The 22,145-nt window shown below is 34.4% G+C and carries 25 protein-coding genes and 1 riboswitch; of the genes, 24 read left to right on the top strand and 1 reads right to left on the bottom strand.

The annotated features are described in order from the left end of the window. The first annotated feature begins 3 nt into the window (after positions 1–3). The 12 genes from alr (at position 4) to ELD05_RS09585 (ending at position 9,266) form a co-directional block, all read left to right on the top strand. Positions 4–1,167, top strand: a complete 1,164-nt coding sequence (alr, locus tag ELD05_RS09640) for an alanine racemase (protein ID WP_164742595.1) — start codon at positions 4–6, stop codon at positions 1,165–1,167. 110 nt (positions 1,168–1,277) lie between these two features. Continuing rightward, positions 1,278–1,598, top strand: coding sequence for a hypothetical protein (locus ELD05_RS09635; RefSeq protein WP_127352259.1), 321 nt, complete (start codon positions 1,278–1,280; stop codon positions 1,596–1,598). Position 1,599: 1 nt separating this feature from the next. Then, the gene (locus ELD05_RS09630; protein ID WP_241243692.1) at positions 1,600–1,998 is read left to right on the top strand and encodes a type II toxin-antitoxin system PemK/MazF family toxin; all 399 of its coding nucleotides are present in this window, start codon (positions 1,600–1,602) and stop codon (positions 1,996–1,998) included. Next, the gene (locus ELD05_RS09625) at positions 1,959–2,606 is read left to right on the top strand and encodes a hypothetical protein (RefSeq protein WP_127352257.1); all 648 of its coding nucleotides are present in this window, start codon (positions 1,959–1,961) and stop codon (positions 2,604–2,606) included. Before ELD05_RS09630 ends, ELD05_RS09625 begins: the two co-directional genes overlap by 40 nt. A 17-nt stretch (positions 2,607–2,623) precedes the next feature. Continuing rightward, positions 2,624–3,271 carry a cytochrome c biogenesis CcdA family protein gene (locus ELD05_RS09620; protein ID WP_127352256.1) on the top strand — a complete coding sequence of 216 codons (648 nt, stop codon included), beginning with the start codon at positions 2,624–2,626 and terminating at the stop codon, positions 3,269–3,271. Between the two features lie 30 nt (positions 3,272–3,301). Then, the gene (locus ELD05_RS09615) at positions 3,302–3,814 is read left to right on the top strand and encodes a TlpA family protein disulfide reductase (RefSeq protein ID WP_127352255.1); all 513 of its coding nucleotides are present in this window, start codon (positions 3,302–3,304) and stop codon (positions 3,812–3,814) included. Positions 3,815–3,820: 6 nt separating this feature from the next. Then, the gene (locus ELD05_RS09610) at positions 3,821–4,141 is read left to right on the top strand and encodes a glycine cleavage system protein H (protein WP_127352254.1); all 321 of its coding nucleotides are present in this window, start codon (positions 3,821–3,823) and stop codon (positions 4,139–4,141) included. A 48-nt stretch (positions 4,142–4,189) separates the two neighbouring features. Then, positions 4,190–5,134, top strand: a complete 945-nt coding sequence (locus ELD05_RS09605; protein WP_127352253.1) for an ABC transporter substrate-binding protein — start codon at positions 4,190–4,192, stop codon at positions 5,132–5,134. A 29-nt stretch (positions 5,135–5,163) separates the two neighbouring features. Next, complete coding sequence (locus ELD05_RS09600; protein WP_127352252.1) at positions 5,164–6,174, top strand: FecCD family ABC transporter permease; 1,011 nt, start codon at positions 5,164–5,166, stop codon at positions 6,172–6,174. A gap of 4 nt (positions 6,175–6,178) precedes the next feature. Beyond that, positions 6,179–7,405 carry an ABC transporter ATP-binding protein gene (locus ELD05_RS09595; protein WP_127352251.1) on the top strand — a complete coding sequence of 409 codons (1,227 nt, stop codon included), beginning with the start codon at positions 6,179–6,181 and terminating at the stop codon, positions 7,403–7,405. Then, complete coding sequence (locus ELD05_RS09590) at positions 7,405–8,046, top strand: lactate utilization protein (protein ID WP_127352250.1); 642 nt, start codon at positions 7,405–7,407, stop codon at positions 8,044–8,046. The genes ELD05_RS09595 and ELD05_RS09590 overlap by 1 nt, the downstream gene beginning before the upstream one ends. A gap of 93 nt (positions 8,047–8,139) precedes the next feature. Further along, positions 8,140–8,302: riboswitch (cyclic di-AMP (ydaO/yuaA leader) on the top strand. Positions 8,303–8,309: 7 nt separating this feature from the next. Further along, positions 8,310–9,266 (top strand): C40 family peptidase, encoded by a 957-nt coding sequence (locus ELD05_RS09585; RefSeq protein ID WP_127352249.1) that lies wholly within the window; start codon positions 8,310–8,312, stop codon positions 9,264–9,266. 93 nt (positions 9,267–9,359) lie between these two features. Here ELD05_RS09585 and ELD05_RS09580 read toward each other — a convergent pair whose 3' ends face one another. Continuing rightward, positions 9,360–10,268: a hypothetical protein gene (locus ELD05_RS09580; RefSeq protein WP_011916614.1), complete on the bottom strand. Its 909-nt coding sequence runs from the start codon at positions 10,266–10,268 to the stop codon at positions 9,360–9,362. A 162-nt stretch (positions 10,269–10,430) separates the two neighbouring features. On the opposite strand from ELD05_RS09580, the gene ELD05_RS09575 reads away from it, so the two are divergent. The 12 genes from ELD05_RS09575 (at position 10,431) to ELD05_RS09520 (ending at position 22,139) form a co-directional block, all read left to right on the top strand. Next, positions 10,431–10,940, top strand: coding sequence for a YqeG family HAD IIIA-type phosphatase (locus ELD05_RS09575; RefSeq protein ID WP_127352248.1), 510 nt, complete (start codon positions 10,431–10,433; stop codon positions 10,938–10,940). After that, positions 10,937–11,785: a shikimate dehydrogenase gene (aroE, locus tag ELD05_RS09570; RefSeq protein WP_127352247.1), complete on the top strand. Its 849-nt coding sequence runs from the start codon at positions 10,937–10,939 to the stop codon at positions 11,783–11,785. The genes ELD05_RS09575 and aroE overlap by 4 nt, the downstream gene beginning before the upstream one ends. Positions 11,786–11,883: 98 nt before the next feature. Continuing rightward, positions 11,884–15,015: a response regulator gene (locus tag ELD05_RS09565; protein WP_127352246.1), complete on the top strand. Its 3,132-nt coding sequence runs from the start codon at positions 11,884–11,886 to the stop codon at positions 15,013–15,015. A gap of 44 nt (positions 15,016–15,059) precedes the next feature. Continuing rightward, the gene (locus ELD05_RS09560) at positions 15,060–16,754 is read left to right on the top strand and encodes a GspE/PulE family protein (protein ID WP_127352245.1); all 1,695 of its coding nucleotides are present in this window, start codon (positions 15,060–15,062) and stop codon (positions 16,752–16,754) included. A 37-nt stretch (positions 16,755–16,791) separates the two neighbouring features. After that, positions 16,792–17,847 (top strand): type IV pilus twitching motility protein PilT, encoded by a 1,056-nt coding sequence (locus tag ELD05_RS09555; RefSeq protein WP_127352244.1) that lies wholly within the window; start codon positions 16,792–16,794, stop codon positions 17,845–17,847. An 18-nt stretch (positions 17,848–17,865) separates the two neighbouring features. Beyond that, positions 17,866–19,077, top strand: coding sequence for a type II secretion system F family protein (locus ELD05_RS09550; protein WP_127352243.1), 1,212 nt, complete (start codon positions 17,866–17,868; stop codon positions 19,075–19,077). 16 nt (positions 19,078–19,093) lie between these two features. Continuing rightward, positions 19,094–19,516 carry a prepilin-type N-terminal cleavage/methylation domain-containing protein gene (locus ELD05_RS09545; RefSeq protein WP_127352242.1) on the top strand — a complete coding sequence of 141 codons (423 nt, stop codon included), beginning with the start codon at positions 19,094–19,096 and terminating at the stop codon, positions 19,514–19,516. A 26-nt stretch (positions 19,517–19,542) separates the two neighbouring features. Further along, complete coding sequence (locus tag ELD05_RS09540) at positions 19,543–19,971, top strand: type II secretion system protein (RefSeq protein ID WP_241243462.1); 429 nt, start codon at positions 19,543–19,545, stop codon at positions 19,969–19,971. Then, complete coding sequence (locus tag ELD05_RS09535) at positions 19,949–20,731, top strand: prepilin peptidase (protein ID WP_127352960.1); 783 nt, start codon at positions 19,949–19,951, stop codon at positions 20,729–20,731. Before ELD05_RS09540 ends, ELD05_RS09535 begins: the two co-directional genes overlap by 23 nt. Positions 20,732–20,770: 39 nt before the next feature. Further along, on the top strand, positions 20,771–21,037 hold the full coding sequence (locus tag ELD05_RS09530; protein ID WP_127352240.1) for a late competence development ComFB family protein: 267 nt from the start codon (positions 20,771–20,773) through the stop codon (positions 21,035–21,037). A gap of 14 nt (positions 21,038–21,051) precedes the next feature. Continuing rightward, the gene (locus ELD05_RS14800; protein WP_127352239.1) at positions 21,052–21,660 is read left to right on the top strand and encodes a prepilin-type N-terminal cleavage/methylation domain-containing protein; all 609 of its coding nucleotides are present in this window, start codon (positions 21,052–21,054) and stop codon (positions 21,658–21,660) included. Continuing rightward, on the top strand, positions 21,657–22,139 hold the full coding sequence (locus tag ELD05_RS09520; RefSeq protein WP_127352238.1) for a prepilin-type N-terminal cleavage/methylation domain-containing protein: 483 nt from the start codon (positions 21,657–21,659) through the stop codon (positions 22,137–22,139). Before ELD05_RS14800 ends, ELD05_RS09520 begins: the two co-directional genes overlap by 4 nt. Positions 22,140–22,145 lie beyond the last annotated feature (6 nt).

Genomic DNA, 22,145 nt, shown 5'->3' with positions numbered 1-22,145 from the left:
AAATTGTCTCTTTACAACCGTGTCTGGGCAGAGATAAATCTTGACAACCTCATATACAATGTTAATAACATCAAAGAAAAGATTTCGCCAAATACTCAGATTATGGCTGTTGTTAAAGCCGATGCATATGGCCATGGAGCAATTGAAGTGTCAAGGGTTTTAGTCAAAAACGGAATTAACATGCTTGCTGTTGCAATAATAGACGAGGCTTTGCAGCTTAGGCACTATAATTTTGACATTCCTATTTTGATATTAGGATTTACTCCTTTTGAATTATCTGAACAGGTTGTTGAAAATGACATTAGCCAAACAGTGTACACATTTGAGCAAGCATATTATCTAAATGAGGCAGCTAAAAAGATAGGTAAAAAGGCAAAAGTACATATCAAAGTTGATACTGGCATGGGAAGAATTGGATTCTTGTGTACCAAAGAAAGTATCGAAGCAATAATCAGAATTGCAAGCCTTTCACACATAGAACTTGAAGGCATATTTTCACACTTTTCGTCAGCAGATGACCCACACTCTGATAATTTTACCTATGAACAGTTTTTAAAATTTGAAAACTTTGTGAAAGAACTAAATAAAAATGGGGTATACTTTAAATATAAGCATATTGCAAATAGCGCTGCGGCAATCCGTTTCCCCCAGTATCAACTTGATATAGTAAGGCTTGGTCTTGTACTTTATGGACTTTATCCGAGCGAAGCAGTAAAAACAGAAATTTCCTTGAAACCTGTTATGTCTGTCAAGGCAAAAGTAATCAATGTAAAGGAGGTGCCAGAAGGGTATCCTATAAGCTACAACAGAAGGTATGTGACTCCTTGCAAGAGCAAGATTGCTACGATACCTATCGGATATGCTGATGGTTTTACAAGAGTTGGAAGTGAAAAAAGATGTGTTCTCATCAATGGAGAGTATGCAAAAGTTGTAGGGAATGTATGCATGGACCAGTGCATGGTGGATGTTACTCATATTAAAGATGTCAAGATTGGTGATGAGGTTGTAATTATAGGGAAGCAAGGGAAAAATGAGATTACAGCAGATGATTTAGCTTCACAAATTGGCACTATAAACTATGAAGTGATATGCTCTGTCAGCAAGAGAATTCCACGTGTTTATATCAGGGATGGGCGAGTTGTCAAAATATTAAACTACATCTTATGAAAAATTTACATTGATTTAAAGCACCAAAAAAATTTATAATGAAGATAAGCTCATCCGCTATACCTTTTATAAATATGTTTTTATATTTTGTTTTGCAAGGGGGAAATTAGATGCCGCAGATACGTATTGTAAAATATCTTTTGCAATATCGCGGTGGAAATTTTTATGATGATGGATTTATAAAACCTTTTGCGATAAAAAGAAGGATGAGGAGAATTGAGAAGGAACTTGAGAGTTGTTATAAAAAGTATGCAGATTTAAACAGGACAATTGCAAATGAATGGTTAGCTCTTGACTTTGAGGGACTTGTAAAGTATGAGAATATAATATATGATGATTTATACCATGATTTTTATAAATTTGAAGAAGGTAGGGTAGCGGAGAGTGGAAAAAGTGCTGCAACAACATCAAAACCAAAATCAGACATTTGAAATTAAAAGAGGAGACATATTCTATGCCGACCTTGCTCCGCATGTTGGGTCTGAGCAAGGTGGCATACGGCCTGTACTGGTAATTCAAAATGACATAGGAAATAAATACAGTCCAACAGTAATTGTTGCTGCGATAACCTCGCAGATTGGCAAGGCAAAGTTTCCAACTCATGTTGAAATTCATGCAGGAGAGTTTGGCCTTACAAAAGACTCTGTTATTTTGCTTGAGCAGATAAGAACAATTGACAAGGTAAGGCTAAAGAACAAGGTTGGAAAGCTCTCTGAGGAAGTTATGGAAAAGGTAAATCAAGCAATTTTAATTAGCCTTGGATTGATAGACTGGACAGCGGAGGGATACGATTGGAAAAAGAAAGAAGGCGCTGGTATAAAAAAGGTATAAATGTTACAGTTATTGCTATTGTGATAATAGTATTGGGGGCAGCGGTAATTTTTGCAAGCAGTCAGTCAATTGATAATGATGCTCTTATAACATACGGGTTTTTTAAAAAGCAACTTGACCAGCTAAAAACTTACATAGATTCGAAGATAAATGAATTAGATAGTAAAATTAGCAAAGCAAGTAATGCTTCACAGAGTAGTACAGATGTGATCCAGCTCCAAAAACAGCTTTCTAATTTGAATTTAGAAGTGGAAAAACTAAGAAAACAAGTATCTGATTTAGAAGCCAAGTTAAAAGTTCAAGCACAAGGACAAGGTCAGGCGAAAAGTGAGTTTGCTTTGACAAAAGGATATGAAATAGTAAAAGTGCCAAAAGGAAAAGTTATTGTGTTTGATGCCTCAACTGAGTTTATTTTAAGGGTAGGAAAAGCAACTGCTACTGTTCCGAAAGGAGCATCTTTAATTGATCTAACAGCGGCAAAGGATATTGGAAATAATCAACAAATATCTAAAAATCATTTAGTCCTAATTGTCAAGAACGATGGCAGGGGATTTAAAGCAATTGATGATGTATGGGTAATAGTAAATGGCGGCTATAAAATAAAATAACGGGAGAGTAGAAAAGTATGGATATAAGTATAATTTCAGCGATTGTGGCAGGTTTTTTGTCTTTTTTCTCACCTTGTATTCTTCCCCTTGTCCCTGTTTACATTCTTTATATTTTTTCACAAAGAGGCAGTAAATTGAAAAATGCCTTTTTATTTGTCTTAGGATTTAGTATAGTGTTTGTAGGGCTTGGGATCTTGGCATCGTTATTTGGGGTGGCGTTTTCGCAGTATAAATGGGTTATTGTGAAGATAGCAGCAATAATCTTAATTTTGATGGGTCTGGTGATGCTTGATTTGTCACCAGATTTTTTAAAAAGGTTATTTATACCCATAGGTGGTAATGGTAATTATCAAAAAGAAAGAATTCCACTGATTTTGGGTATGCTTTTGAGTATTAGCTGGACACCTTGTGTAGGACCAATTTTAGCATCAATTTTGAGTTTAGCTGCTGTGCAGAAGACTTTTGTAAAAGGGGTGTTGCTTTTGGTATTTTATTCAATTGGTTTTGCCATGCCATTCTTGTTAGCTTCTCTTTTTATAGAGAGGATTAAAAGTTTTTTTAGTTTTATAAACAGACATGTCAAAGTAGTAGAGTATTTAGCAGGAATTTTTATGGTAATTTTTGGAGTCCTTGTATTTTTTGATAAGATAAATTTTTTAAGATGATAAAAATTTAAAACAGGGGGTAAATATTACATGTTGAATCAAAGAGCAAAAAATGTTATCTTTATATTAGTTGTTGCAGTACTCATTGCTCTTTTAGTCTATCAATTTATACCACGGACAAAGTCACAAGTAAGAGTAAATGGTGCTGTTGACTTTAAGCTTGAATCTGTTGATGGCAAAGAATATTCGATCTCAAGCTTTAGAGGCAAAAAGGTGATTTTGAACTTTTTTGCTACCTGGTGTCCACCATGTAGAGCTGAAATTCCTGATTTTGAAAAGTTTCATCAAAGTAACAAAGACATTGTTTTGATCGGGGTAAATATTCAAGAGGACAAAAATACAGTCAAAGAGTTTTTAAACTCAATGGGTGTAAGTTACCTTGTTTTGCTTGACAAAGATGGCAAAATTGCATCCAATTTTGGCATAGAGGGAATACCTACAACATTTTTATTGGATGAAAATGGCAGAATAATAGCAAAGAATGTTGGTATGATGACATATGATGAGTTGGATAAGTTTGTAAAACAGAATAAAAAGGACTGAAGAAGGATGCTTTACAATGAAAGACTTCTTTATGGCGATTTATGGGTTGAGTTAAATGGACCACTGGCATCAGTTGGTATTACAAAAAATTTAGAAAGAGAACTTGGAGATATTGTCATATTTGAATTCATAAAGACACATGGCTATCTTCAGCAGGGTGAAGAATTTGCAAGTATTGAGACAATTTATAAAACATATACATTAAAGTCTCCTATCAGTGGGTTTATAAAGCATGCTAATTTTAAGCTGTGCTATGATCCTACTATATTAAATTTATTCCCAGAAGAGACAGAAATAATTAGTATAGACATAGAGCAACTTGTGTGATATAATGGTGCAAGTGAATATTACAAAATAAAGGGGTTGGAGACACTGATGAAAATGAGTAGAAGAATTGTTGCTATTGTTGTATTGATTGCACTTGCGATAAGTTTAATGCCACTTTATTCCCATGCTGCGGACTTTCCAATTACAGTAAAAGATGGAAAAGGTAATAGCATTACAGTAAAACAAAAACCTCAAAGAATTCTTTCATTGGCACTTCAGACAGATGAAATTCTTTTGAACATGGTTTCACCAAGCAGAATTATAGGTCTTTCTATATTTGCAGATGATAAGAACAATTCAAACGTTGTGAACTTAGCTAAAAATGTGAAAGGTAGATATTCAAGCAATGACATTGAAAAGATAATTGCTGCAAAGCCAGACCTTGTAATAGTGCCTTATTATATTGACAAGGCTAAATATGACCTTTTAAAGAAAGGTTTAAAGTGTCCTATATACGTGAGCCTAAATCCAAATTCATTTGCGAATATAAAGCAGGAGATTATCAATCTTTCGAGACTAACAGGTGAAATTCAAAAGGGGCAGGCTCTTATAAAATACATGAATGACAAAATAAATGCTGTTCAGAAAAAGGTAAAATATCTCAGAAAGAAAAAATATGTTCTTTTCTACACATATTACTTTAACTCTACATATGGCAAAAATACTGCACAACATGAAATAGCAAAATATGCGGGAGTTATAAACATAGCTGCTGTTGCAGGTTTGAAAGGCTGGCCAACAATCACAAAAGAACAGATTTTGGAGTGGGACCCTGATATTATTGTTATTCCTTCTGCTTCATATAATCCAAAAAAGACTTCTCAGCAATATGTAGAAGAGTTTAAAAAAGACCCTGCTTTTAAGAATCTAAAAGCTGTTAAAAACAACGCAGTGATTATACTTGACGATAGACACGTTCAAACTGTTTCGCATTACATTGTAGAAGGTGTTTATGACTTAGCAAAGGCTGCTTATCCATATCTGTTTAAATAACACAAAAGATTTTGAAGTGGTGGTAAGTATTGAAAAAGGTTTTAGTAGTACTGTGCGTAATACTTTTAATAGTATTTGTGGTCTCAATAGGGGTGGGAAGTGTATTTATCCCTCCCCTTCGTGTTTTAAAGGTAATTTTTTCACTCATTGGTTTTAAAGTGCCTGGGGTCAACCAGATGGATTTGACAATTATTGGTCAGATTAGACTTCCCAGAATAATAATTGCTATGATTGTAGGCATGAGCTTGTCTGTTGCAGGAGCACTTGTGCAAGGGCTTTACAGAAACCCTATGGCAGATCCGGGTATAATTGGAACATCAAGCGGTGCGAGCCTGGGTGCAATTTCTTGTATTGCTCTTTCGTTCAACACCATAAGCATTTTTTATTTACCTTTATTTTCATTTGTAGGTGCACTTGGTATTTCTTTTTTAGTGTACAAGCTTGCAACAAAAGATGGAAAAACTCCCATTTTGAACCTGATATTAATTGGCATTGCTGTATCCACTTTTATATCCTCAATAAATTCCCTTATCCTTTCAAACATCAATCAGTACCAGGTAAGCGAGTATATATTTTGGATGCTTGGCGGGCTTGATAGCCGTAGCTGGACACATGTGAAGATAAGTTTTGTGCCTCTTGTTATTTTGATACTGTGTTCACTTATTTTCGCAAAGAGGATAAACATTCTAATATTAGGAGAAGAAGAAAGCTATACAATTGGTGTCAACCCTGAGAGACTCAAAAAACGGCTTTTAATTTTAGTTTCTCTTTTAACAGGGATTGCAGTTTCAGTATCAGGTGCGATTTCATTTGTGGGGCTGATAACACCACATATTTTAAGACTAATTGTCGGAAGTGATTATAGAAAGCTCATTCCTGCTTCAATTCTTGGTGGTGGAATTTTTTTGATTGTGTGCGACACAATTGCAAGAGTGCTGTTTTCACCAATTGAAGTAAAGGTTGGGATTATAACCTCAATTGTGGGTGCACCGTACTTTTTGTACCTTTTAAAAAAGCGCGAGAATGAGGTGACAATTTGATATTATGTCTCTTTATATAGAAAGTCTAAAGTGTGGGTATACAAAACCCATAGTAGAAGTCGAAAAGGGAATAGAATTTAAAGAAGGAAAAGTCTATGGGATAGTTGGTCCAAATGGAAGTGGGAAAAGTACATTCATTAAGGCCTTAGCAGGGATTGTTAAAATTTTTGAAGGAAAGGTTTTTTATAATCAAACTAATATATTTTCACTTTCTGATATTGAACGAGCAAAGATTATATCCTATATGCCCCAAAGTGTATTCTCAAACTTTCCTTTTACGGTGATTGACATAGTAATGATGGGAAGATACCCACACGAAAAGAGTAGGTTTTCAAACGACAAAGAGAGCAAGAAAGTTGCCGAAGAGAAAATAGATATGGTTGAGTTAACAGCAAAAAAGTATTCAAGCATCTTGCAGATTTCAGGTGGTGAGAGGCAAAGAACTTCGTTTGCAAGGGTACTTGCCCAAGAGAGCAAAGTTTTACTTTTAGATGAGCCAAATTCAAACCTTGACATTACACATCAAGAAAAGATTTTAAATATTGTAAAGGATGAAGTGAGATTAGGCAAGATTGCAATAATGGCACTTCACAACATTAAACTCGCGGCAAAGTTTTGTGACATTGTCTTTTTGATGAAAGATGGCAAAATTGTAGACTTTGGAAGGCCACAGGATGTGATAAATGCAGAGAATATAAAAAAGGTGTACAATATCGAAGCAATTGTCTATAGAAATCCATTTGGAATATTTGACATTGAACTAATTCAAAAAGAATATGAAAAGGGTATTCATGTGCACGTTGTAGCAGGTGGTGGCCAAGGACAAGCAGTTTATAAACTTTTGGTTGAGATGGGTTTCAAGGTTACAACAGGTGTTCTTGCAACAAATGACACAGACTATGAAACTGCTCAGGCACTTTCTATATACACAGTTTTCACAATGCCATTTATGCCAATTGGAGAAGTAGAGTACATTGAAAATGTTGAGCTAATAAAGAAAGCAGATTTTTGTATTTTGTGCGATATTCCGTTTGGAATTCAGAATGTAAAAAATCTTGAAGCACTAAAGTTTGCAAAGAAACTATTTATTATAGAACAAGAAGATATTTCAAATCGTGACTTTACAAATGGAATAGCAACAAGTCTTTACAATAGCCTAAAAGAAAAAGCTGTTGTTTTAAATACCTTAGAGGAGCTAAAACACATACTTCAAAGGGAGGAGAAAAAGTAATGAATCCAAACAAAAAATGGTGGATTGATATAAATCTTGAAACTTTAAAGAAAAATTTAGAGGCGAGGAACTTTGAATGTTTTATTGTAGACAAGAGAGAAGATGTTGTACCTTTGCTTGAAAAGATAATAAAAGAGGGTTCAGTGGTTTCGTGTGGAGGTTCAATGACGCTTTTTGAGTGTGGGGTAATTGATTTTTTGAGAAATGGGAAGTTTAACTTTTTGGACAGGTACAAAGAGGGGTTAAGTGGCGACGAGCTTGGAGAGATTTACAGAAAGTCGTTTTGGGCAGATTACTATATCATGTCTTCAAATGCCATAACCCTTGATGGCAAACTTATCAATATTGACGGCAATGGTAATAGACTTGCAGCTTTGATGTTTGGACCAAAAAACGTGATAGTAATTGTTGGGATAAACAAGCTTGTCTTGAATGAGCAGGAGGGAATAAACAGGGTAAGAAACATTGCATCACCTATGAATGCAAAAAGACTTTCAAAGAATACACCTTGTACTTCTTCTGGTAAATGTCATGATTGTTTGAGCCAGGACTGTATATGCAGCCATATTGTTGTCACAAGGAGGCACCCTGTAAAAGGGCGTATAAAGATAATAATAGTAAAAGAGGAGTTAGGATTTTGAGCAGTAATATTTTAGCAACATTCGTGTAACAATTTCGTAAAAAGAGGTTGACGTAATATCGAAATTATAATAAAATAATAACATCAAAATGATTAACAATAGTGGCTGAATGCATGAGGCAGTTTGTTAAATTTGCCCCATGCAGCGGGAGAACCAGCTTTATTGTGGGGTGAATCGGCAAGCTTTGGCTGCCGTAGGGATGTCCTTCTTGTCCCGAACCCGTCAGCTAATCCCGTAAGCCCAAAAAAGAAGGGAGTTTTTAAATGAATACTAAAGCTTTAATTGGAATTTTGATGTTTTTGCTGCTTATAACATGGAGTAGCAAAGGTTTTGCAAAGACAGCTGAGGCAACAGTTACTGTCAACATCCGAAACAGTCCTTCAACATCATCAAAAGTATTAGGAGTTTTTCCAAAAGGCTTTAAAGCGCAAGTTTTATCATCCACAGGTGGATGGGTTAAGATTTCATTTGATGGTGTTGTTGGGTATGTTAAATCTGATTACATAAAGCTTACAAAAGACAGCAGTACTTCAAATGCAGTAAAAAGTTCTACAAATACAAGGCAAGTAGTTTCTCAGATGCCGATGGCAACCGTTCTAAAAGACAATGCAAGGGTCAGAAGTAATATGTCCACTTCCTCAAAAATACTAAAAACATTGAAGAAGGGTAGCAAGGTATACGTTTTGGCAAGAGAGCGAAACGGTTGGATAAAGGTAAAAACGCTCGATGGCACAGTTGGATATATGGCATATTATCTTTTGAAAATGTCAACAAGCCATACAACAAAGATATCATCACGTGGCGGATATGATAGGGAAGCTCAAGTTGCTTACAATGGCAGTTTAGCTGATAGAATACTTGGGTTTGCTAAAAACCTTTTAGGGATACGGTATCGATATGGTGGTTCATCTCCTTCGACAGGGTTTGACTGTTCAGGATTTGTTCAATATGTGTTTAGAAACTTTGGGATTAGCTTAGAAAGAACTGCAGCTGACATGGCAGCTACAAACGGTGTGAGAATATCATATAATGAGTTAAGACCTGGTGATTTGGTATTTTTTGATACAGACGGTGGTAGAAATTATATCAATCACGTTGGAATTTATCTGGGTGGTGGTAAATATATTCATGCATCGAGTGCAAGAGGCTGTGTTACAATTTCAGACCTTACTTCAAAGTATGGTACATCGTTCATGATGGCAAAAAGAGTGATAAGGTAAAAAGACAAGGGGGTTTTCCAGCTAAAAAGGAAAGCCCCCTTTTTGAGTGCAACCATAGATTATACAAGTATTTTTTTGATTCATTTCTTGCCTTTATTTTTCGTCCTTCTTTACAAGAGGCAGGATTAATCTTTTAACATCATCTTCGCACCTAATCTCCCCAGATACTTTATTGAGTTCCCACTCCTCGTGGTGTACAATCTCACTGCCAGGTAGCAAATTGTAAAGAGGACTTAATGTTTCCATCTCAAGCATGAAATCAGTTGTATATGTTTCATATGAGCACCCAAAATCTGGGTATTCAGCACCTTCTATATGTTTGTAGTATTTTACGAACAGATCTCCGTCATTTAAATAACAAGCCCAACCATCTAAATTTGGATACCCAATTTTAAACGGTGGTTTACAGTCTTTGTCCTGCTTGAGAATAATAAAATCTTCGCCCCAGATAGCTCTGTGGTCGTTAAGTTTTGTGTAAGGCCACATGACAAGCGGAAAACTGGGCAAAAGTCCTGTATCAATTTTTGGAATTGGCATAACTTCAACCCCACCAGGTCTCATTACAGATAGTGCCCATGCAGCCACTTTTACATCAAAAAGACCATTATTCTTTATTCTGTATGTAACATATGCTTTTGGCAAACTTGGGTCAAGCCTAAATTCAATTATCTTTTGAAGCTTTGTCCACTCTTCAGTAGGCTGAATTAACATAATACCATCGGTCAAAATTTCATACTCAATAGGTGTATTATCAGGGTAGTATGATCGTGGCATTGCCTCTGGACTATGCCAAAGTCTTGTTCCCCCGTAGATTCTCCATTCATCTCCGCCTTTTTTACCAGCTTGGTCTTCAACAATGCAAAATACATTTTTACCACCCTTAAAACCAAAATAAATTATTCTTGGGCCGACATCTGTTGTGACAATAGCTTCAACTTTCTCATTTGAAATTAAAAAGCAATTTTCCCACCCTTTAAATTCTACTTTTTTGACCTCAACCATTTTTTAATTTCCCCCTTGTAAATTGTTTTTGAAAAAATTCCAACATTAGAATATAATTTAATTATACTCTACAAAAAAGATTTGCTCAAATGTACTTTTAAAAAAGTTGTATTTTATCATCTTTTTAGACAGAAAAGTTTTTAAGGGGAGATAGAATGGAGCATGTTAAAGCGCTTTAAACCCGATATTATCTGTAATAACATATTTGAGATTGACCTAAAGAAATTAAAGTCAAGAGGCATTAATTATCTTATCATTGACATTGACAATACTTTAGTGCCTTGGGGTGAACTTGAGATAAAAAGTGAAGTATTTTCTTGGATAAAAAAAGCACAGGAACTGGGGTTTAGAATATGCCTTGTGTCAAACAATCAAAAGGAAAGAGTAAAAAAAATTGAAAATGTTTTAGGGCTCCCGAGTGTGTACAATGCTAAAAAACCTTTAAAATCTGGTTTTTTAAAAGCATCTTACATTCTTCATGAAGGAAAGAAAAACCATCAAACAGCTGTGATTGGTGACCAGTTTTTTACGGATGTAATAGGTGCAAAAAGGCTAAAACTCTTTGTGATTTTAGTAAGGCCGCTTAAAGAAAGGGAGTTTTTTGTAACACGAATAAACAGAATCTTTGAGAGAAGAATCTTAAAATACTATATGAAGGATGAGGGCAAATGAAAAAACTGTATCTTATTGGAAAGAGCTTAAAACACTCTATCTCTCCTCTTATTCACAATAAAATCTTGTCTAACTTTGGTATTGATGCAGTCTACTCAAATGTTGAATTACCTGATTTTGAAAAGCTAAAAGAGTTTGTTGAGATGGTTAAAAAAGATGGCGATGTTGTCGGATTTAACGTAACAATTCCCTATAAAGAGGATATTTTAGAGTTTTGCGATGAGGTTTCTGAAGATGTCAGAATAATTCAGGCTGCCAACACTGTAAAAAAGGAAAACGGAAAACTCAAAGCATATAATACTGACTGGATTGGTTTTAAGAAGAGTTTAGAGGAAGTGAACATTGATGTAAAAGATAAAAAGATTTTGATTTTGGGTGCTGGTGGTGCAGCAAAAGCTTGCATCTATGGATTTTATAAAATGGGGGCAAAGCAAATTTTTGTTGCTAACAGGACATATGAGAAGGCAACAAGGCTCAGAGATTATTTTAGAGAATTTGTCCAACTTCAGGTAATTAATTGGTTAAAGAAAGAAAGTTACGAGTACGATATCATTATAAACACCACTCCTATTGGTATGTTTCCTGAGGTAGAGAAATCTCCTTTTGATATAAGAGAGTATAGGTTTAATCTGCTACTTGTGTATGATACAATTTATAATCCACCTTTAACTAAGCTTTTAAAAGAAGCAGAGCTTAAAAATATTAATACTTCGAACGGTTTAAAGATGCTAATATACCAAGCAATTGAAGCTGAAAAAATTTGGTGGAACATTGCCAAGGACATTGAACAATTTGAGAAAGAAGAATTAGACGTTTTGTCCAGAAATGTTCTAATGACTTATTAATTATCTACGATAATTTTAGAATTAAAAAAGAATTTTTATTCAAAGTTCTTAATTCGTGGTATAATTAAATTACAGTAAATGGTCGAGGGGTGTTAAAAATGAAAATAATGATAGTTGATGATGCTGTGTTTATAAGAAAAGTATTAAAGGGGATTTTAATTGAGTTGGGTCATGAAGTAATTGCTGAAGCTTCAAACGGGAAAGATGCAATATCATTACTTGAGAGAGTAAAGCCAGAAGTTATAACTCTTGATATTACTTTACCAGATATGAGTGGCCTTGAAATTTTAAAAGAGATAAAGAAAATTTCTCCACAAACTCAAGTTATAATGATTTCGGCACTATCCGGTCAGGAGTCTGTAATAGAAGCTCTAAGAGAAGGAGCAGCAGATTATATAACCAAGCCGTTTTCTAAAGAAAAGGTAGAAAAAGTTTTGAGTGAAATTAAAATTAACGTAGATAAAATGGTGTCAACACAGAACTTAGAACAAGGTAGTAATAATGTAACTGAATTTAAGGAGTTTACAGTTGATACACAATATGAATCACAAGAGGTTTATGAGTCACATAAAATTGAAGAAATAAATAATATAGTAGGACAAGAAGAAGACGAAATGGAATCTGCTCAAGTAGAACCCGAATCTGATAATTACTCTATAGAGCCTATGGAGAAAAAAGCGGATGCTTTTGAGTATCAAAGTGATGAAAGGGAAAGAGAAGTAGAGGAAAGTGTAGTATCATTTAATAAAGAATTATTTCAAGATATTCATAAGCCATCGTTTTTTGAAAATGAAAAGAGAGCTTATTTAGAAGATGTAAGGGTTTATGAAGAAAGCATAGGCTATGTTTTATCTTTGCACTTCAATCAATCAGTTACATATAGTTTTGGTAAAATGAAAATAGGCAATGGGTTTATTGTGAACATAGAAAATTGTAGGCTTTCTCCCCATATAAAAGAAGTTATGAGATTTGAAAATGGTAGCGTAGAAGAAATTAGAATTGAAGAAATTTCAGGGAATGTGTATATTGCTATCAAGACAATGATAAAAAAATTTAACATTCGAGAAAATGAAGACATTATAGAAATAGTATTGCAAAAAGGCAGTAGCCGAGTTTCTTATAATCCAATTAGCAAACTAATTCTTATTGAAAATGTTGAAAAGAGGCATATACATGTAGAGAAGATTGAAGGACATTTAAAGATAAATATATTGAATAAAGATATATTTATGGAAGAAGGGAAAAATATCCTAAATGATGATGTTGTTGAAACAATAGAGGTTGTTAGAGATTTTAAAGGATATAGTATTATGATAAAAACTGCAAAAGATGTGGATTATGAAATAATAGAGAGTAGAAATTCTGTTGGACTGAGATTAAAAGAGAGCAATGTTATTAAATGGTGGAATGTTTACGACCAAGAAGATATGACTATATTAGATATATTACCATCCATGTCTGATTTTAGAGTGAATATAGAACATGATAAAGAGAATAAAAAAGTATATTTATATCTTCAGGACATTTCTCTTCCTCAAGAATTGAAAGAAAAGAAATTTGAGTACGAGAAAGGGTTTATAGAAAGTATAGAATTTACTTACGACGAGGACAAAAAGCAGAGCATGCTAATCGTGCAAACACCTGTTAGCAGAGTGAATGTTTCAAAAGAAAATGGCAGAATACTTTTAATATGCAGAGCTAATAGGGCCTTTTTGTTATATGATAACTTACAAAAGAGAATTATATTCCAAAATATAAAGCCTTCAGATATTGACTTAGAGTTAGAAGATGACAGAATATTGTATTTTAAAATTTTTAATCGCTTTATTGTTTTAATTAAAGATTCAATGGTAGAAGAAAATGAACTTATCGAAAAAGTACAAATGCAGCAAGTTGAAGGTGGCTATGAAGGCAAAATATTGTTGAAAAAACGTTGCAGTTTTTACTCACTTTTAGCAAAAGACAGAGTTTCAACAGAGATTTATCTGACACCTATTAAGGCAAAAAATAAGATTAACTTCTTTGAATATGAAGAGTCTGAAGGAAAGGCAATTTTGCACCTGAGTGGTGAAGGTGTGTTTGACAGAAATGTAACAGAATTGAAAGATAGGACAGGCATTGGTGTGGAAGTATCTGATTGTGTCTTAGAAAATATTAACGCAGGGTCAATGGTTTTTGAAGATAGCAGCATCGAAAAGCTCGTCTTTGAAGAAGTAGATGATGAAAAGGTAATTGTGAAGGTTTATACTCCTGTTAATGAGTATGAGATACTTGATAAAACTAATGGGTTTGATATAGTGTTTTATCTTAAAAAGGTTGAAGTTATATTTGAAACAAATATTTTTGAAATTGTGGGAGTAGGCAAAGACAGTGTTGATTTTGTTATAGATAAAGAAAATAATCAAGTTGAAATCAGGATAAAAGAGAAAGGAGTTTATATTCCAACTGGCTTATTTAAAGTAGAAGATGGTGTTTTAAGAAGCTACCAAATATTTAAAGCAAAACATGGTTATAGTATTTTAGTAAAACTTCAAAAGAAAGCTTCAGTATCTTTCTCTGACAAGGAGGATAATATTATTGTTCTTAACTTCATTAAATATCCGGAACTTCTTTTCTTTGAGCTTTCAAATATTTCAGACAAAGAAACGTGGTTAAAAATTGGTTTTGATGAACCTATTTTTGAAAGGCCTTCAATTGAGTATGTTGATCAAACCCTGGTTGAAATAGAGTTGAAAAAGGTTAACTACGAGAACTTAGATTTAACATCTAAGAAATATGAAGAAGGTATTATAAAAAATGTTGAATTTTTGCCTTATGAAGATGATCTTAAAATAAGAATTGGTTATGCTTTTTCGCATTTGAACTTAGAGGTTGTTGAAAATCAAGTGATTTTAAAGTTTGAAAAAGTTGATACAAAAATTGAGGCAGACGCTGACAGAATTACATTTAATTATATAAATCCTGAGCAAATATCGTATAGAGTGTTTGACGAAAATGGTGTTATTATTATGGAAATACCTTTTGATGCTGGATATTTAGAAAATACAATACCTGCAATAAAAAGCGAAAAAAGTGTAAAGTATATTAATATTGAAACTTCAAACACAGGGTGGAGAATTTATATCATAACTAACTTAGAGATGTACTATACTTTTGAGAAGTTTGAAGATAACTTCTTTATTAAATTACAAAAAAATTTTGAAAAGTCTTCAGTAAGTGAGATTGCGTAGAGAGCTTTTGGGATATTTTCTGAACCAAAAAAGGGGTGGAGAGTTTGCCAATAAATGAGCGAAAAAGAATAGGTGAGCTATTGTTAGATGCTGGTATAATTACACGCCAACAATTAGATGAGGCACTTCAAATTCAAAAGAAGACAGGAAAGAAGATTGGAGAGATTTTGGTTGAAAAAGGATATGTTACCGAAGATGAGATATTGGAAGTATTAGAGTTCCAGTTAGGGATACCGCATGTTAAACTTGATCAATATGTTATAGATCCAGAAGTTATAAATATGGTTTCAGAGAGCATTGCAAGAAGACACACATTAATACCTATTCAAGTAAAAGATGACAAATTAGTTGTTGCAATGGCTGATCCTCTCAATATTTTTGCTATTGAAGATGTTAGTATATTTTCAGGTAAAAATGTTCAACCTGTAATAGCAAAAGCATCTGAAATAAAAAGACAAATTGAGAAATTTTATGGGAAGCAAGAAGCTTTAAAAGCAGTAGAAGAGCTAAAAAAGGAAACTACCCAAAGACGAACACAAGTTAGCAGAATGCAAATTAGTTCTGAGGATGAGGCAGAAGGACCTGTTGTAAAACTTGTGAATTCAATTTTTGAGCAAGCTATAACGTCACGTGCAAGTGATATTCATATTGAACCTTTTGAAAATGAAATAAGAGTAAGATTTAGAATTGATGGAATACTATATGATATTCTTCAGATTGATATTAATTCATTATCTTCCCTTGTCGCAAGAATAAAAGTAATTGGGAACATGGACATTGCTGAAAAAAGAGTACCTCAAGATGGAAGGACAACATTCATATTTGCAGACAAAATCTACGATATGCGTATATCATCTTTGCCAACAGTTTACGGTGAAAAGATAGTTATAAGAATTGCTGATAAAAGTGCTTTTGTCAAGGCTAAGACAGAGCTTGGTTTTACCGAGGATGACTTAGAAAAATACAATAAAATAATCTCTGCACCACATGGAATAATTTTGGTCTGTGGACCAACCGGAAGTGGTAAGACAACCACACTCTATACAATACTAAATGAGTTGAATACAGGTACTAATAATATCATTACAGTTGAAGACCCTGTAGAATGCACTATAATGGGTGTAAATCAAGTAGAAGTAAATCCAAAAGCTGGTCTTACTTTTGCAGCAGCTTTGAGATCAATATTGCGTCAAGACCCTGATATAATCATGATTGGAGAGATTCGTGACAAAGAGACAGCTGATATGGCAGTGAGAGCTGCTATAACAGGACATTTGGTTTTATCGACAATTCACACAAACGATGCACCAAGTGCTGTCACGAGGCTTGTAGATATGGGAATAGAAAACTTTTTAATAAGTTCATCTTTGGTAGGTGTAATTTCCCAAAGACTTGTAAGAAAAATTTGTCCATATTGTAAAGAAGAATATGAACCGACAGAAACAGAATTAAAAACTCTTGACATAGAAAATAAAAACAATGTAAAATTATACACAGGAAGAGGTTGTGCGCTTTGCAATAATAAAGGTTATTACGGTAGAACTGGTATATATGAGATAATGATTGTTACTGAGAAGCTAAGAAGACTAATTGTGAAAAGAGATGTTAGTAGTGATGAAATTAAGGAATTGGCCATAAAGGAAGGCATGAAGACATTACGTCAGGCTTGTAAAGAAAGAGTATTAAATGGAACAACCACTGTTGAAGAGTATTTACGCGTAACTTATTCGCTTGAATAATTACGAGGGGTTAGAGAGGAAAAAGAGGGGGGAGAAAATGGATATTAACGAGATTTTAAAAGAAGCATTTTTAAAAGGCGCATCTGATATACATATCACAGCAGGTTCACCACCTATCATGCGCGTGCATGGTGTTTTAACCCGAATGAGCGATCTTAGCTTAACACCTGAGGTTACTGAGAGATTTGTAAGAGAAATTACTAATGAATATCAGTACAAACGTTTGCAAGAGGTTGGTGAAGTTGATTTTTCATATAGTATAAGAGGTCTTAGTAGGTTTAGGGTAAATGCTTTTAAACAACGCGGCTCATATGCTATTGCATTCAGAGTCATATCACAAGACATTCCAAAATTCGAAACACTTGGACTTCCGGCTGTTTTGAAAGACTTCACAAAACTAAACAAAGGGCTTGTTTTGGTAACTGGTCCAACAGGTTCTGGTAAGTCTACAACCTTAGCTTCACTAATTGATATCATAAACACAGAAAGAAATCTTCATATAATAACACTTGAAGATCCAATAGAATATTTACACAGGCACAAAAAAAGTATTGTAAACCAGAGAGAAATTGGAAATGACACACAGAGTTTTGCGGCAGCACTGAGGGCAGCACTTCGTGAAGACCCTGATGTTATTCTTGTAGGTGAGATGAGAGATTTAGAGACTATCTCTATTGCTTTAACAGCAGCAGAAACAGGTCATTTGGTGTTTTCGACGCTCCACACAGTTGGTGCTGCCAAAACAATCGATAGAATAATTGATGTTTTTCCTCCATATCAGCAACAACAAGTAAGAGTGCAGTTGTCAACTGTCCTTCAAGCAGTTGTGTCTCAGCAGCTTTTGACAAGAAGAGACGGCAGGGGCAGGGTTGTGGCTGTTGAAGTAATGATAGCAAACCCTGCAATACGAAATTTAATTCGTGAGGCAAAGACCTATCAGATTCAGTCTGTTATTCAAACACACACCAAAAACGGAATGATAACTATGGAACAATCTCTTGTAGATTTGTATAAGCGAGGTTTAATTACTCGCGAGGATGCAATTATGTATGCTTCTGACTATGAACTTGTAAATAAGCTTTTGATGTTCTAAAGGGGTTGAGTTTTTAAGATGGCGGAGTATATCTACCGAGCGTTAGATGCCTCAGGTAAGTTTATCCAAGGAACGGTAATTGCAGAAGATGTAAATAGTGCTCTTGAAAACTTAAGAGCAAGAAATATTTACATAGTTGAAATAAAAGAAAAAAGTGCTTTGCACAAAGAAATAAAACTACCATTTGGACAAAAAGCCACCATAAAGGACTTATCAGTTTTTTGTAGACAGTTTGCAACAATGCTTGCTGCAGGTATTTCGATTTTGAGTTGTCTTGATGTGCTCAGAAATCAGTACAGAGGAAGACCTTTTGGCAAGGTAATAGACGATTTGTATGAGAAGGTAGAAAGAGGAACATTGCTTTCCACTGCTATGAGAGAGCATCCAAGGTTTTTTCCACCAATATTAATCAACATGGTTGAAGCAGGTGAGGTTGCAGGTTCCATTGATAAATCAATGGACAAGATGGCTACTCATTTTGAAAAAGAGTTAAAACTTCGACAAAAGATAGTAAATGCACTTATCTATCCTGCAATTGTTATTGGTGTTGCTGTGATTGTTTTGATAATTCTCTTGACATTTGTTATTCCCACTTTTGTTGGGCTATTTGACGAGTTGAACGTTGAACTTCCCGCAACAACAAAGTTTGTCATAAACTCGAGCAAATTTATGCAGAAAAATGGGCTTTACTTACTTTTCTTCATAATAGCGCTCATATTAGGGTACAAAATTTTCAAAGGTACAAAAAGTGGTGGGATTTTAATAGGTAAAATTAAAATCAAAATACCTGTAATTGGAAGAGTTGTTTTAGGTCAGGTAACCAGCCGTTTTACAAGGACGCTGGCAACACTTTTAAATGCTGGTGTTCCCTTGATAACGGCTTTGGATACAACTAAAAATGTCATGGCAAATACCTACATTGAACAGGAGTTTGAGAAGGTTATTGAGAGGGTGAAAGGTGGTGAGGGGCTTTCTTATCCGATTGAGGATATTGGGATTTTTCCACAGCTTGTGAATATAATGTTAAAAACTGGTGAAGAGACAGGAAGGCTTGAGTACATGCTTGAAAAAGCAGCAGACTATTACGAAAACGAGGTTGAAAATCAAATAACAAGACTGACGGCATTGTTTGAGCCTGTGATGATTGTATGTTTAGCTGTTATGGTAGGATTTTTACTTGCGTCAATTATCATGCCGATGTTCAAGCTTTATGGCAGCATCGGTTCATAAAAAAGGGCGGTGGCTTATGAAAAGAAAGGTTAATGGTTTTACCTTGATTGAACTTGTTGTTGTGATTGCAATAATTGGTGTGATTGTAGCAATTGCAACACCACAGGTTTTAAGGGCAATCCAGAATGCTCAAAAAAGAGCAGACAGCCAAACAGCTCGCCACATTGCATATGCGTTTTTGATGTGGCAGGAAGAGAGTGGAAAGAGCTTAAGTGAAATTATTCCAGATGCTAATTTCTACAGAATTGACTCAGACCAAATTGGTGGCGCAAGCGGGTTTAGATTAAGTAAATATATCACAGGAAGCCTGCCAAGGCCAAGGTTAAATAAGAATTACTATTTTTACTACAAGTATGAGTCATCAGTTTTAAAGATTTACGCGGGCGATGATTCAAATAAGTGGGAACTTTTTCCTGAGTTTGATGAAAGTTATAAATAAAAAATTAGGAGGGTGATTTTAACATGATGGCTTGGCTTGTAAAGCAAATAAATAAGAAGAATAAAGGTTTTACATTGATTGAAATGGTTGTTGTTTTGGCAATTATTGCGGTATTGATTGCAATTGCTGTGCCGCAGGTTTTGAAGCAGATTAATAAAGCAAAAATAAACGCAGATAAAGCAAACGCAAAATCAATAGCAACTGCAATACAACAATATGTTGGTGATGGAAATACTGTGACTCAAACAACTTGGAATCAAGTTGATACTGAACCGTGGGTCAATACTTATTTAACAGGTGGGGTTCCAGCTGTTCGATATAATAATTCTTGGCATTTTTATTACATGACAGATAGTGTGGGAGATACTGTTTATGTTGGAGCAGGGCCAAGTGATACCAGTGTATATCAAATTTACCCTTATCCAGATAATAATGCCAATAATCCTTACAAATAATATCTTTTTTTTAATTATGTCATTTTCCCTCATCCTTGGCAGCTTCCTAAATGTCTGTATATACAGAATTCCTCGGGGGGAGTCGATTGTCTTCCCCCCGAGCCACTGCCCTAAATGTAAAAATAGAATAAAGCCGTATGATTTGATACCAATTGTAAGCTATATTATCTTAAGAGGAAGATGTAGATTTTGCAAAGAAAAGATTTCAGTAAAATACCCAATTGTTGAAGCCTTAACGGGGGTTGTGGGGATAGTTTGTTTATATAGATATGGACTGACAATCAATATGGTATTAGCATTTTTGATAGGCTGCATTTTGATTTATATATCAGCTGTTGATATTGACACAATGGAAATTTCCATAAAGAGTATATTATTACTATTTGCTCTTCGCATCATTCAAGTATTCTTTGAAAAAGGCTTTAGTTTAAAAAGTGTATTTAGCATCTTTTTAGGTTCTATTTTATCAATGCTTTTGATATTAGCAATATACATATTCTCAAAAGGAAGTGCAATGGGGTTTGGTGATGTTCTTTTAATTGCTGCAGGTGGTGCTGGTTTTAGCATAGGTGAGGCTATACTTGCAAATTTTTTAGCATTTATAATAGGTGCAATATTTTCCATTTTTATATTGCTAAAAGGTGAGAAAAAGCTCAAAAGAGAGATTCCTTTTGGTCCTTTTATCTCAATTGCGCTTTTTGTAGCAATTTTATATGGTGATTACATTTTGAAAATCTATTTGACTCATTTTATAAGGTGATATTGTTTTCACACTTGATAGGGGAGGCATAAACTTGAAATGTACGCTATAAAAAACTACATGGAAGAAGCTGTTGCAAACATGCTTGATAGAGTAATTGAAAATATAGATGTTTGCAAATGTCAAAAATGTAAACTTGACATCATGGCACTTGCACTGAATAGATTGCCCGCAAGATATTTTGTGACTAAAGAAGGCGAGCTTTTTGAAAAATTATCAGAGCTTGAAGACCAGTTTTATGTAGACATTGTAGTTGCAATTACAGCGGCTGCTTTTGTTGTTAAAAACAATCCTAAACATAACTAAAAAAGAGGGATAATATGAAAAAGCTCAAGGGGTTTACCCTGCAAGAATTGGCTATTGTTATTGCCATTTTGGCAATACTTTTATCAATTGCAGTTCCAAATTATATAGCAATGAAGAAAAGAGCAGATGTTGATAGCATAGCAAACCAGTTTGCAGCAATGATAAGAGAACTTTATGAAAAGATTGACTCTGAAATGGAATATGACACATATAACTCTTCAGCAGGTGGGCATATGTCAAAATACTACATAAGAATTGACAACTATAAAATTCCTGATCCGATATCAGGTGAGAGAAATTTAAAAATTCAGCTTATAAAATTTGATGCTTCTGCGAGTCCAGCAACTGAAACTGTTATCAAAGAGATAGTTTCTAAAACAGTAAAACTTCAGAATGCTTCGGGTTCTTCTATTTTAATGGACAGTGCTGGTAATGTTGCAACTTATATAACATTTAAACCGGACGGCAAAATATTGAGGTTTACAGATAGAGTAGCTGCAAGGAATAACGTTGAAGATTTTTCGGTAAGAAACGGGATAGAGGTTGTACCAAAATCAGGCGGAGGCTACAAAAAAACAGTTTATCTTAACACTGTGCCACCGGGGAGTGTCGAAGTCAAATGAGAAGAGGACAAAGAGGTTTTACTTTAATTGAAATGGTAATTGTAGTTGCAATTGTGGGGATAGTTGTAGCTGCACTTTACAGCTTTTTTATAAACAATTTCAAGGTGGCACAGGAAGAGGCAAAGATTGCAAGTATTGAGTCACAGGCAAAAAGGCTTGAAGATAGTATCAAGCAGTGGCTTCAGATGGCTGACCAGTCAAGCATTGTTTATTATCCTTCTTTCAAGAGAGTAGATATGATTGTATATGAAGATGCTTCAAGTAGTGGCGTTTTGGTAAAAATTGATTATGAACATATGTCAAAGTCTATAAGAATAGAAAAAGGGAGTAGTGGAGCAGTGTTGTACTTAGAAGGTAAAGTTTTAAGATTTAATGTTCTTGATAATTTTCCTCAATTGATAATTGAATATGAAGTGGATTTAGGAGTTCGTGGTCAGACAAGAACATACAAAATAGTTTATAATAGACGATATGATTAAAAAATA

Source organism: Caldicellulosiruptor changbaiensis (genome assembly GCF_003999255.1).
Lineage (GTDB): Bacteria > Bacillota > Thermoanaerobacteria > Caldicellulosiruptorales > Caldicellulosiruptoraceae > Caldicellulosiruptor > Caldicellulosiruptor changbaiensis.
This window is presented reverse-complemented; position numbering and strand designations above follow the sequence as displayed.